Source organism: uncultured Jannaschia sp., from assembly GCF_947494055.1.
In the GTDB taxonomy this organism is placed as follows: Bacteria; Pseudomonadota; Alphaproteobacteria; order Rhodobacterales; family Rhodobacteraceae; genus Jannaschia.
On record NZ_CANLTR010000021.1, the window covers coordinates 1 to 12,782 of the forward strand.

Sequence of the window (12,782 nt, forward strand, 5' to 3'; positions counted from 1 at the left end):
GGCCAGTGGATGAACTGCATGAAGCTGCTCGGTCAAAAGCTCATGGCCCGAGATTTCGATCGTCAGACAGCCGAACTCCAGGTCCGCATCGCCATCCTCAACCGCTACACCGCCCTCGGCATCCCCGTCACGCGGCCCATCGGCTGACATCCACGGGGGAAAGGGGGAACTCGGCCTTCAGCGTCTTTACGCAACAAGGCCGTCTGTACACACGAGGCCCCGTCAAGGGACTCGACAAGCGAGACGCGAAGGGAGAACAATAGGGGAACATAAATCGATTCCCCGGTGTTCCCGCCCCATGTCGGACCCTGACCTGCCCCCTTTTGCCGAAGCCTTCTCGACCACGCGGGACGGGGCGGGAACGGGCTTCGTGATGGCGCAGATCGAGGCACGGCTTGCCGGCGCCGGGCGGCGGGACGGGCCGATCCTCTGGGTGCAGGATCACCGCGCCACGCAGGAGGCGGGCCTGCCCTGCCTGCGGGGAATCGCCGCAACGGGACTCGGAATGCCCATCCTGCGGGTCGGCGCGCGCGGCGCGGCCGATGCGCTTTGGGCGATGGAGGAGGGACTGGAATGTGCCGCGCTGTCCGCCGTCGTGGGCGAGGTCTGGGGCAACCCCAAGGCGCTCGACTTCACTGCCACCAAGCGGCTCGCGCTCCGCGCGGCGCGGTCCGGCGTGCCGGTCTGGCTCCTGCGGCAGGACGCGGCGGCGGATCTCTCGGTCGCGCCCGAGCGCTGGCGGCTGGTCTCCGCCGCGTCGGAGGCGAACTCGCTCGATGCCCGCGCGCCGGGCGAGGCGCGCTGGATGGCGGAGCTGTTCCGGTCGCGGCGGCAGGCGCCGGGGATCTGGGTGGCCGGCCATGACCGGGCGGCGCATCGTGTCGATCTGGCTGCCGCGCTTTCCGATGGCGCGGTGGGAGCGGGCGCAGGCCACGCGCCCGCCGACGCCCCCCGCGCCGTGGGAGGCGGAGGACGCGCCTGACGGGCCCGACCCGGACGCCCCCCTCGTCCTCGCGCAGGACGGCCCCCACGGACCGGTGATCCACGCCGCCAATGCCGCCGCGCAGGCGAACGGCGCGGCGCGGGGCATGCGCGTCGTGGACCTGCGCGCGATCTGTCCCGAGCTGCAGGTCGTGCCCGCCGATCTCGCCGGGGATGCGAAGGCGCTGCACCGCCTGATCCTCTGGTCGCGCCGCTGGTGCCCGTGGTCGGCGGGCGACGGGGCGGACGGGCTGGTGCTCGACACGACCGGCTCGGATCATCTCTGGGGCGGAGAGGCGGCGATGCTGGCCAACATCGCCGCGCGTCTGTCCGGTCTGGGGCAGGTCGCGCGCGTGGCGGCGGCGCCGACCCACGGCGCGGCCTGGGCGCTGGCACGGCACGGCGACCGCGAGGAGATCTGCGGTGCTCGCGCGCTGCGGGTGCGGATGGCGATGCTGCCGGTCTCGGCGCTGCGCCTCGACGGGGCGACGCTGACGACGCTGCACCGGCTGGGGCTGAAGCGGGTGGGCGACCTGATGCTGGTGCCGCGTGCCACGCTGGAGCGGCGTTTCGGCCGCGACGGGCGCGCGCTGATGACGCCGCTGCGGCGTCTGGACCAGATGCTGGGCGACGCGCCCGAGCCGGTGGTCAGCCCCGCGCCCCCCTTGCGCTTCCGCATCGTGCGGCGGCTGGTGGAGCCGGTGATGGACCCGCAGCCGCTCCTGGACGAGCCGCTGGGAATGCTCTGCGACGCGCTGGCCGAAGCGGGGCAAGGGCTGCGCGGGCTGCGGCTGGAGCTTTACCGCACCGACGGGATCGCCGTGCGCTTCGAGATCGGCTGCGCGCAGGCCAACCGCGATCCGGCGCATCTGCGGCGGCTTCTGGCGCGGCATTTCGAGAGCCTCGACGCGGGCTTCGGCTTCGATACGCTGAGCCTCGAGGGGCTGCGTCCGGAGCGGCTCGCCGCCGCGCAGGTCCGGCTCGACGGGGGGATCGACAGCGACGTGGCGCTGGCCACGCTGGTCGACCGCCTGACAGCGCGGCTGGGCCCGGGCGCGGTGGAACTGCCCGACCCCGGGGAAAGCCACCTGCCGGAGCGTGCCGAGGGCTGGCGGCCGGCGCTGGACGGACTGGGCGGCGGGCTGGACGGCCGGCGCGCCGACGCGCTCGCCCCCGGGGGGCTCGGCGGCGGCGGCCTCGTCGCGCCGGGGCGGGAGCGGCCCGTCCGCCTGCTGCGCGCGCCGGAGCGGATCGAGGTGCTCTACGCCGTGCCCGAGGGCCCGCCCGTGCGGTTCCGCTGGCGCCGCAAGCCCTACCTGATCCGCCGCCATCAGGGGCCGGAGCGGATCGCGCCGGAATGGTGGCGGGCGAAACCGGGCACGCGGCTTCGCGACTACTACAAGGTCGAGGTCGAGGAGGGCGCGCGCTACTGGCTCTACCGCGAGGGGATCGCCGGCGACGGGCGCGGGGGCGAGCCGGACTGGTTCCTGCACGGCCTCTTCGCCTGATGCCGGACCAGCCGCTCACCCCCGACAAGCGGACGCTGGCGCGCCACGACGACTTCGCCGCGAACCCGCCCGCGCCCTTCGTCGAGCTGGGCCTGACGACCTGTTTCTCGTTCCTGCACGGCGCGTCGGAGCCGGTCGACCTCGTGCTGCAGGCCTGGGAGCTGGGCTACCATGCGCTGGGCATCGCCGATCGCAACTCGATGGCGGGGGTGGTGCGGCTGCACACCGAGGCCGAGACGACGAAGATGCGGCCGCTGATCGGCACGCGGATCGTGCTCGTTGACGGGACCGAGATCCTGGCCTACCCGACCGACCGCGACGCCTACGGCAATCTCTGCGCGCTGATCTCCAAGGGGCGGATGTCCACGCCGGACGGGGCCTGGCAGGAGAAGGGGCGCTGCGACCTGACGCTGGCCGACCTCGCGGCGCACCAGGCGGGGCTGGTGCTGATCGCGATGCCGCCCGACGACCTGGACGCCTTCGCCGCGCGGCTGCCCGGCCTCGTCCGCCGCCTGCCGTCGCTCACCCACGTCGCGGCGGCGCATCTCTACCGCGGCGACGACCACGCGCGGATCGAGCGGCTGGACCGGCTGGCGCGGCACCACGGCCTGCGCATCGTGGCGACGAACGACGTGCATTATCACACCCCCGAGCGTCGGCCGCTGCAGGACGTGATGACCTGCATCCGCGAGAAGACGAAGCTCGCCGAGGCCGGCTTCCGGCTCCACGCCAATGCCGAGCGGCACCTGAAGTCGCCCGCGGAGATGGTGCGCCTCTTCGCGCGCTGGCCGCGGGCGATCGCCGAGAGCCTGGCCATCGCGGAACGGCTCCGCTTCTCGCTCCGGGAGCTGCGCTACGAATACCCGCAGGACGACGTGCCCGCCGGTCGGTCGCCCGACGAACACCTGCGCATCCTGACCGAGGCCGGGGCGCGGCGGCGCTACCCGGAGGGAGTGCCGCAGAAGGTCCGCGACGCGGTGGAGAAGGAGCTCGACCTGATCCGGCGCCATGACATCGCGCGCTACTTCATCACCATCCAGGAGATCGTGGCCGAGGCGCGCGGGCGCGGCATCCTTTGCCAGGGACGCGGTTCGGCGGCGAACTCGGCGGTGTGCTTCTGCCTCGAGATCACCTCGGTCGACCCCTCCAAGCACGACCTCCTGTTCGAGCGGTTCCTCAACGACGAGCGACGGGAGCCGCCCGACATCGACGTCGATTTCGAGCACGAGCGGCGCGAGGAGATCATCCAGCACATCTACGACCGCTACGGCCGCGCCCATGCCGGCCTCTGCGCCACCGTGATCCACTACCGCCCCCGCATGGCGATCCGCGAGGTGGGCAAGGTGCTGGGCCTGACCGAGGACGTGACGGCGGCGATGGCACGCACCGTCTGGGGTTCCTGGGGCAGCTCCACGGACGACATGCATCTCGAGGATACGGGCGTGAACCTCCACGATCCCGCGATCCGCCGGGCGATCCTCCTGACCGATCAGCTCATCGGGATGCCGCGACATCTGGGTCAGCATGTCGGCGGGTTCATCCTGACCGAGCATCCGCTGACGCGCACCGTGCCCATCGGCAACGGCGCGATGCCGGAGCGCAGCTTCATCGAATGGGACAAGGACGACATCGACACGCTGCGCATCCTCAAGATCGACGTGCTGGCGCTGGGCATGCTGACCTGCATCCGCAAGTGCTTCGACCTCGCCCGCGCGCATCTGGGGGAGGAAATGTCGCTGGCCACGGTCCCGCCCGAGGATGCGGAGACCTACGCGATGCTGCAACGGGGCGACTCGCTCGGCGTCTTCCAGGTGGAGAGCCGGGCGCAGATGGCGATGCTGCCGAAGCTGAAGCCCAGGGAGTTCTACGACCTTGTGATCCAGGTCGCCATCGTCCGCCCCGGCCCGATCCAGGGCGACATGGTGCATCCCTACCTGAAGCGCCGCCGCTCGGGCGAGGTGATCCACTACCCGCAGCCCGCGCCCGAGCACGGGGAGCCCGACGAGCTCAAGAACATCCTCGTCCGGACGCTGGGCGTGCCGATCTTCCAGGAGCAGGCGATGAAGATCGCGCTCGTCGCCGCCCGGTTCACGCCGGCGGAGGCGAACCAGCTCCGCAAGGCGATGGCCACGTTCCGTTCCAAAGGTCTGGTCAGCGCCCACAAGGAGAAGATGGTCGGCAACATGATCGCGCGCGGCTACGACGCGGAGTTCGCCGCCCGCTGCTTCAGCCAGATCGAGGGGTTCGGCGAATACGGCTTCCCCGAGAGCCACGCGGCCAGCTTCGCGCATCTGGTCTACGTGTCGAGCTGGCTCAAGTGTCACCGGCCGGACGTCTTCGCCTGCGCGCTGCTGAACTCGCAGCCGATGGGCTTCTACGCTCCGGCGCAGATCGTCGAGATGGCGCGGCGGTCGGGCGTGACCGTCCTGCCGGTGGACGTGAACTTCAGCGACTGGGACTGCACGCTGGAGCCCATAGGCGCAGGATTGGCGCTGCGCCTGGGGTTCCGGCAGCTTTCGGGACTCCGGCAGGCGGAACTGGCGCGGCTGGTGGCCGTGCGCGACGCGCCCTTCGCGGGGGTGGAGGATCTGCGCCGGCGCACCGGACTCTCGAAGCGCGCGATCGAGACGCTGGCCGCCGCCGACGCCTTCCGCTCCGCCGGGCAGGACCGGCGGCAGGCGCTCTGGGACGCGAAGGCGATCCGGTCCGGGCCGGACCTGCCGCTCTTCGCCCACGGCGACGCGCCGGACGTGGGCGCGGAGCCCGAGCACCTGCTGCCCGTCATGCCGATGCGGGAGCATGTCGTGGCCGACTACCAGACCGCGCGGCTGTCGCTGAAGGCGCATCCGATCGCCTTCATGCGCGGCGGCATGCGGAAGTCGGGCTATGTCCGGTCCGATCGATTGCGGTCGCTGCGGTTCAACGAGCGATGCTCGGTCGCAGGGCTCGTCCTGATCCGCCAGAAGCCCGGCAGCGCCAAGGGCGTCTGCTTCGTCACGCTGGAGGACGAGAGCGGGGTCATCAACGTCGTGATCTGGCCCGACCTCTTCGCCAGGGCCCGCAAGGCGATCATGTCGGCGCGCCTGATGGCGGTGCATGGCCATGTGCAGTTCGACGACGCGGTGATCCATGTCGTCGCGCACGAGATCGTGGACCGCAACGACGCGCTCCAGCGGCTCTCCACCGACGAGCTCACGGCCGACGTGGCGCGGGGCGATCACGTCCGGCATCCGCTGCCCGCCCATGCGAGCCGACATCCGCGCGATGTCAGCGCAATCCCGAAGTCACGAGATTTTCACTAGAAGCATGGCCCGTGACGTGCATCATCGTCCCGGCAACCAAGGGAGAACCAGATGAGACTCATGGCTATCGCCGGCACCGTCGCGGCCCTGACCGCGACGATGGCCCTCGCGCAGGATTTCGAGGCCCTCGTGAAGGAGCGGCAGCAGGGCATGAAGGATATGGGCTCCGCCATGAAGACGATGGGTCCGATCATGAAGGGCGAGGTGGATTACGACCCCGCCGCGGTCCACGAAGGGGCGCAGACCATCGCGTCCCATTCCGGCGAGACGCTGGTGAACTGGTTCCCCGAAGGCAGCATCGACGTGGCCGATAGCGAGGCGAAGCCCGAGATCTGGGACCGGCACGAGGAATTCACGGCCCTCGCGAACCAGCTTCACGAATATGCCATGGCGCTCGACGCGGCCGCCGATGCCGGGCTCGGCGCCGCAGACGAGGGTGGCGAGGCCGATGTCGGCGCGCTTCTCGGCACGGCTCCGGCGGAGGACGCGTTCGACATCGAGACCGCCTCGGCCGATGCGATCTACGGCGAGATCGGCAAGACCTGCGGGACTTGCCACCAGAACTTCCGCGTCGACGACGATTGAGACGGCTCCTCGCCATCGCGGGGGTGCTGGTCGTGGCCGGCCTGATCGGGCTGGTCGCGATCATCCTCTGGCCCATCGGGCACGACGAACCGGAGATCGCGCTCGAAGGGAATGTCCGTGACGGCGCCTATCTGGCGCGGGCGGCGGGCTGCATCTCCTGCCACTCGCGGGAGGGGGGCGAGGTCCTCGGCGGCGGCGCGCCGCTTGTGACCGATTTCGGCACGTTCCATCCGCCCAACATCTCGCCCGACCCGGAAGCGGGGATCGGTGACTGGTCCGTCGCGCAATTTGCCAAGGCCGTGCGGCAGGGCATCTCACCCCAAGGCCATCCCTACTACCCGGCCTTCCCGAGCGCCTTCTACGCCGCCTTCACCGACCAGCAGATCGCCGATCTGCACGCCGCGCTCGGCTCCGTGCCCGCCGTGGCGGAGCCCGCCCCGCCGCATGAGGTGGGCTTTCCGTTCGATCAGCGCTGGGGGCTGAAGCTCTGGCGCGCCGCGTTCGAGCACGCGCCGGACGTGGCCCCGGTCGAGGGCCGGTCCGAGGCCTGGAACCGCGGGAAGGAACTCGCCGAGGGCGCGTCGCATTGCGCGGCTTGCCACACCGACCGGAACTTCGTGGGCGGTCTGATCGAGTCCCGGCATTTCGCCGGCAGCGACGACCTTCCCGGCGGCGAGCGGGCCCCGGCGATCCTGCCGGCGGCGCTGGCCGAGGATGGCTGGGACGTCGACGCGATCACCGACGCACTCGCAAGCGGAATGATGCCGGACGGTGATACCTTCGGCGGCGCGATGGCCGAAGTCGTCGCGGGCGGCACGACGTTCCTGACCGAGGAGGACCGCCGCGCCATTGCGACCTACTTGATGGAAGGGCGCTAGGCGCCCGAAGGTCCGGTCCTGTCGCATTCGGAGGCTTAGGAAACTGTCAGGGTTTGCTGGCTAAGCAAGCACGTCCGTTCGGCTTCGCCCGGCCGGATGCGTATTGATGCCTACTTGGAGATTCCCATGGCAATTCCGACTCCGTTCGAATTCTTCGCCCGACCGTTCGATCTCGACTTCGCCGCGATGTCCGGCCTGCCCGCCGCCGCCGCGCGGAAGACCGACGGCGACGATCGCATCGTCGGCAAGGGCGCGAACGACCGGATTGCCGGGGGTGGAGGCAACGACGTGCTGAAGGGCGCCGGTGGCCGGGACACGATTGCCGGCGGCTCGGGCGACGATTCTCTCGAAGGCGGAGCGCAGGCCGATTTCCTGCGGGGCAATTCCGGACGCGACGATCTGAGCGGCGGATTGGGGAACGATCGGCTGGAGGGCGGCAGCGACCGCGACCGGTTGAAGGGCCACGGCGGCGACGATGTCCTCCTCGGGGGCGACGGCGGCGACCGCCTATCGGGCGGCACTGGGAACGATTCCCTCTACGGCGAGGCCGGACACGACTGGCTGTCGGGAGACAAGGGGAACGATCACCTCTGCGGCGGCGCAGGCAACGACAAGCTGCGGGGCGGTTCCGGAAAAGACACGCTTCTCGGCGGCACGGGGAACGACAGGCTGGCGGGCGGTACGCAGGACGACGAGTTGGCGGGTGAGGACGGCGACGACCGGCTCCTTGGCGGTGCCGGGAACGACGCCCTGACGGGCGGTGACGGCGACGACGTCGTGAAAGGGGGCGGCGGAAACGACGTCATCTATCTGGGTTCCGGACGCGACGTGTCCTTCGGCGGAGGCGGCGCGGACGAATTCGTGTTCGGCCCGCCCGACGACGATACCGTTATCTTCGACAATGTCATCAAGGGCTACGACCCGTCGCAGGACTTCATCACGGTTCTCGAGGGTGATGGAACGGCCAAGGCCACGGGGAAAAAGGGCCTCGACCTCCGCGATGATTGGGCCGCCGACGGCGTGAAGATGGATTTCGACGGTCATTCCTTCACGGCCGGGGAGGATGGCTTTCGCCTGACGGTCCTGTTCGATGAAAAGGTGACCGAGGTCGCGTTCTGGAACAGCGTGATCTTCTAGAGCTCCGCCGCCGCGCCGGTCCGTCTCCAGATGCCGGTCGCGAAAGCGGCCGCGCGGTCGAGCGAGGCGCGGGCCGGCGCCCACCAGGGCGCCCAGATCTGTCCCATGTGAAGCATCCCGGGCGTTACCGTCAGATGCGCGTCGACGCCCGCGGCGGCGGCGCGCGCATGCAACAGACGTGAATCGTCGAGCAGGACCTCGGGCGTGCCGACCTCGATCCAGGTCGGTGGCAATCCCGTCAGATCCGCCAGCAGGGGCGAGACGTCCGGGTCCGACGGCGGTCGCGCGCCGAAGCACATCTCGGCCAGCGCGCGGTCGCCCGCGTCGTCGACCATCGGATCGTCGGCTGCCATCTCCGTTCGGGTGGCGCTTCGGCCCGTCCGGTCCGTGTTGGGCGAGAACAGGAGCAGGCCCCGCGGCGGTCGCCCGGCGCGGGCGAGATGCAGCGCCGTCACCAGCGCGAGATGGCCGCCCGCGCTGTCGCCCGCGAGTATGACGTCGCTATCGTGGGCGATAGCGGCCAACGCGTCGTCGAGTTGCGCCGGCCACGAATTCTCCGGCGCGAGGCGGTAGGCGGGCAAGGTGACGTCGAACCCGTGCCGGTCGGTCAGATAGGTCGCGATGCGCGCGTGCGTCGCGGGCGACCCGAAGACGTAGCCGCCCCCGTGGAACCAGACCACGCGCGGCCCGCCCGGGCGCCGTGGCCGGTCGTGCCGTGATCCGGGCGCGACCGAGTCCCGTCCGAGCATCAGCTCTCGGAACGCCGGCCGCATTACCGCGGGTGTGTCGCCCAGCGGATGCGCCGCGATGCGCGCGAGCAGGTCGTCGCGCGTGACGTCCCCGTGAAACGGCACCTCAGAGGTTCATCGACTGCACCGCGCCGCCGTCCACGCGCCAGTTCGAGCCGTTGACGAAGCTGGCCCGCTCCGAGCACAGGCAGGCGATCACGAAGGCCACTTCCTCGGGTCGGCCGCGGCGCTTGAGCGACAGGTGCGGGCGCTCTTCCTCGAGGAAGGACTCGATGGCCTCGTCGAAGGAAACGCCGAGCTTCTCGGACCGCTTCTCCATCATGCCGTCGGTCATGTCCGTCTTGATGAAGGCGGGCGCGACGCAATTTATCAGCGTGCCCTTCTGCGCGTAGACCTGGCTCATGCCCTTGGAAAAGCTCAGGAGCGCGGATTTCGAGGCGTTGTAGACGACTTCGTCGGGATAGGGCTGCGCCACGTTCTCGGAGACAACGAAGACCACCCGGCCCCAGCCGCGCGCATTCATGCCGGGGATGAAGGCCTTGGACATCCGCACGGCGGACATGAAGTCGGTGTTCCAGGCATGCATCCAGTCGTCTTCGGTGATGTCGTCGAGCGGATCACCCTTGGCGCCCGTGACACCCGCGGCGTGGATGAGGATGTCGGCGTTCCACCCGGCGTCCTCGACTGCCTGCGCGACCTCGTCGGCCCCGGCCTGGTCGCTCAGATCCGCGACGACCGTCACCACGCCGTCGCCCAGCTTGAACGCGACCTCCGCCAGCTCGTCGGCGTCGATGTCGGTGAGGACGAGGTTGCAACCGTCGCCCTGCAGTATCTTCGCGGTCTCCAGCGCCATGTCGCCGGCCGCACCGGAAATGACGGCCGTGCGGCCGTTTATGTCGAGGTCCATCGATGGTCTCCGTTTCGTCGAAAGGGTCCGGGCCTATCGTTCGCGTAACGGCATCGGTTCCGGCCAGACCGCGGGGGCGTGGCCAACTACCGCACCGTCCGTAACGTCAACGCTAGTGCGTCACCCATGCCCCAAGGCGGGAATCATTTGTCCGCGACAGATGCTCGCGACCCCGGGACGCAGCCTGGAACAAGGCGGAGCGCACCGTGTTCCAACCGGGATTCTGAATACTACGAGGAGGTCGCAATGAACGCACCAACGATTCCGGCCCAGCATCAGGACAGCATGCCGGCCGACGAGCACGAGATGGATCCCGCCCCGGACTACACGCCGCGCCATCCCGGCTCGGGCAAGCTGATGGGCAAGGTCGCGCTGATCACCGGCGGCGACAGCGGCATCGGCCGCGCCGTCTCGGTCCTCTTCGCGCGCGAGGGCGCGAAAGTGGCGATCGCCTATCTCGAGGAGGACCGGGACGCCGAGGAGACGAAGCGGCTTGTGGAAGCCGAGGGCAGCGAATGCCTGCTGATCCGTGGCGACCTCGGGCAGAAGGCGCATTGCGAGACGGCGGTGGCGGACACGGTCGAGGCCTTCGGGCAGCTCGACATTCTGATCAACAACGCCGCGCAGCAATTCATCGACGAGGATTTCGCCAATCTCGACGAAGAACTGATCGATCGGATGCTCGCATCCAATGTGAAGTCCTACATGTTCACCACTCAGGCGGCGTTGCCGCATCTCAAGGACGGCGCGGCGATCGTGAACACGTCTTCGGTGAACGCCTTCGCGGGGATGGGTTCGCTCATCACCTACTCGACTACGCGCGGCGCCTCGCTGGCGTTCACCCGGTCGATGTCGAGCAACCTCGTCGAGAAGGGCATCCGCGTGAATGCGGTGGCGCCCGGCCCGATCTGGACGCCGTTCATCCCGGGCACGATGCCCGCCGAGGACGTGGAGGGTTTCGGCTCCGGTACGCCGATGGGCCGCGCGGGGCAACCTTGGGAGGTGGCCACCGCCTTCCTGTTCCTCGCCTCCTCGGACGGCAGCTACTTCACCGGTCAGACCCTCCATCCGAACGGGGGCAAGGTGGTCGGCGCCTGATGACGGTCCTATAACGTACCGAGCGAGGCGCTCCATGTGGGGCGCCTTCTGCTCGATCCGACGTCAGGAGCCGCCCCTTGTCCTCGAACCGCTGGCCCGACGCGCCCGTCATCTACCAGATCTATCCCCGCTCCTTCGCCGACAGCACAGGTGACGGTCTTGGCGACCTGAACGGCATTTCCCGCAATCTCGGCCATGTCGCGGCGCTGAACGTCGACGCGATCTGGCTGTCGCCGTTCTATCCTTCGCCGATGACCGACGGGGGTTACGACATCCTCGACCACACGGATGTGCATCCCGCCCTCGGCACGCTCGCGGATTTCGAGCGGCTGGTGCAAAGGGCGCACGACATGAACCTGAAGGTGATCGTCGACCAGGTCTTCAATCACACATCCGCCGAACATGCCTGGTTCCGCCGCGCGCTGATGCGCGATCCGCATTACGAAGCCTACTATCTCTGGGCGGACCCGAAGCCCGACGGGACGGCGCCGAACAACTGGCTGTCGCAGTTCGGACAGCCGGCCTGGACATGGTCGCATCGGCGCCGTCAGTACTACTTCCACAACTTCACCTCCGCGCAGCCCAGCCTGGACCTGCGAAACGAGAACGTGCAGGGCGAGCTGCGGCGGATCATGGCGTTCTGGCGCGAGCGCGGGGTGGACGGGTTCCGGATCGACGCGGTGACGTCGTTCCTGTGGGACCCGTCGCTCGAGGACAATCCGCCCGCCACGCCGGAGGTGCAGGCGAAGGTCGCTGGCGAGACCTTCGTTCCCTTCACCTACCAGGATCACGTCCACGACATCCTGCCCGGCGACGGCCTCGCCTATGTCGAGAAGATCCGGGACTGGGCCGGAACCGACGCCTACCTGCTGGGCGAGGTGACGTCCGGGAACAACTCCGTCGAGCTGGCCTGCGGGCTGACGGAGCCGAACCGGCTCGACGCCGCCTATACCACGGATTTGCCGGAGAACGCCGCGTCGGCCGAGGCCTATGCGGACATCCTGCGTCGCGCGCGCGATCCCCACCGCCTCGGCTGGTGGCTGTCCTCGCACGACCAGCCGCGCCATGTCGGCAAGGCCGGGGACGGGTCGGACCACGATGCACGCTTCCTGGCCTTCATGCTGGTGATGTCGCCGGGTCCGGTCATCCTCTACCAGGGGGAGGAACTGGGCCTGACGCAGCCTCACCTGCCGCGGGCCGCGGTGACGGACCCCCTCGACCTTCTCTACTGGCCCGACGGGCCGGGGCGGGAAGGCGCGCGCGTGCCGATCCCCTGGACGGAAAGCAACGACCGCGGGTTCTCGACGGCCCGGCCGTGGCTGCCGATGGACTGGCCGATGGGCGTATCCGTGGCGGTGCAGAGCATCGGCGCGGATTCCACCCTTGCCTTCTACCGCAGGGTGATCTCGTTCCGGCGCCGGCGGATGCCGAAGATGGTGCTCGAAGACTGGTCGCGGGACGGCGACGTGATCCGGCTCGACTACGAGGGCGGACGGGTGGTGCTGAACTTCGGACGGGACGGGGTCGAGGCCGGGGGCGAGCCGGACTTCGCCTCCGGTCCGATGGCGGGAACGACGTTGCCGGCGCGGACCGGGGCGGTCTGGCTCGAATGAGCGACCGGCCCGGTCCGGTGGTGC

Annotated in this window: 10 protein-coding genes and 1 pseudogene; 9 read left to right on the top strand and 2 right to left on the bottom strand. The window is 69.6% G+C overall.

The annotated features are described in order from the left end of the window. From Q1A87_RS15100 to Q1A87_RS15130, 7 genes and pseudogenes are all read left to right on the top strand, one after another. Positions 1-147: pseudogene (locus Q1A87_RS15100) on the top strand (IS5/IS1182 family transposase); the annotation flags it as partial. 151 nt (positions 148-298) lie between these two features. Continuing rightward, positions 299-982: a hypothetical protein gene (locus tag Q1A87_RS15105; RefSeq protein WP_299652906.1), complete on the top strand. Its 684-nt coding sequence runs from the start codon at positions 299-301 to the stop codon at positions 980-982. Then, positions 906-2,489, top strand: coding sequence for a DNA polymerase Y family protein (locus Q1A87_RS15110; protein WP_299653024.1), 1,584 nt, complete (start codon positions 906-908; stop codon positions 2,487-2,489). The genes Q1A87_RS15105 and Q1A87_RS15110 overlap by 77 nt, the downstream gene beginning before the upstream one ends. Next, positions 2,489-5,791 (top strand): error-prone DNA polymerase, encoded by a 3,303-nt coding sequence (locus Q1A87_RS15115; protein ID WP_299652908.1) that lies wholly within the window; start codon positions 2,489-2,491, stop codon positions 5,789-5,791. Before Q1A87_RS15110 ends, Q1A87_RS15115 begins: the two co-directional genes overlap by 1 nt. Positions 5,792-5,842: 51 nt before the next feature. Then, positions 5,843-6,376, top strand: a complete 534-nt coding sequence (locus Q1A87_RS15120; protein ID WP_299652910.1) for a cytochrome c — start codon at positions 5,843-5,845, stop codon at positions 6,374-6,376. Beyond that, positions 6,373-7,254: a cytochrome c gene (locus Q1A87_RS15125; RefSeq protein ID WP_299652912.1), complete on the top strand. Its 882-nt coding sequence runs from the start codon at positions 6,373-6,375 to the stop codon at positions 7,252-7,254. The genes Q1A87_RS15120 and Q1A87_RS15125 overlap by 4 nt, the downstream gene beginning before the upstream one ends. Positions 7,255-7,380: 126 nt before the next feature. Then, positions 7,381-8,391, top strand: a complete 1,011-nt coding sequence (locus tag Q1A87_RS15130) for a calcium-binding protein (RefSeq protein ID WP_299652914.1) — start codon at positions 7,381-7,383, stop codon at positions 8,389-8,391. Here the strand turns inward: Q1A87_RS15130 and Q1A87_RS15135 are convergent. Together Q1A87_RS15135 and Q1A87_RS15140 are read right to left on the bottom strand one after the other, a co-directional pair. Continuing rightward, entirely contained in the window at positions 8,388-9,245 is an 858-nt protein-coding gene (locus Q1A87_RS15135) for an alpha/beta hydrolase (RefSeq protein ID WP_299652916.1), read from the bottom strand. The two genes, Q1A87_RS15130 and Q1A87_RS15135, sit on opposite strands and share 4 nt — an antisense overlap. A 1-nt stretch (position 9,246) precedes the next feature. Continuing rightward, a complete protein-coding gene (locus tag Q1A87_RS15140) occupies positions 9,247-10,047 on the bottom strand; it encodes an SDR family oxidoreductase (RefSeq protein ID WP_299652918.1) in 801 nt (266 codons plus the stop codon). 246 nt (positions 10,048-10,293) lie between these two features. On the opposite strand from Q1A87_RS15140, the gene Q1A87_RS15145 reads away from it, so the two are divergent. Next, the gene (locus Q1A87_RS15145) at positions 10,294-11,145 is read left to right on the top strand and encodes an SDR family oxidoreductase (RefSeq protein ID WP_299652921.1); all 852 of its coding nucleotides are present in this window, start codon (positions 10,294-10,296) and stop codon (positions 11,143-11,145) included. Between the two features lie 77 nt (positions 11,146-11,222). Further along, the gene (locus Q1A87_RS15150) at positions 11,223-12,758 is read left to right on the top strand and encodes an alpha-amylase family glycosyl hydrolase (protein WP_299652923.1); all 1,536 of its coding nucleotides are present in this window, start codon (positions 11,223-11,225) and stop codon (positions 12,756-12,758) included. Positions 12,759-12,782: the final 24 nt, after the last annotated feature.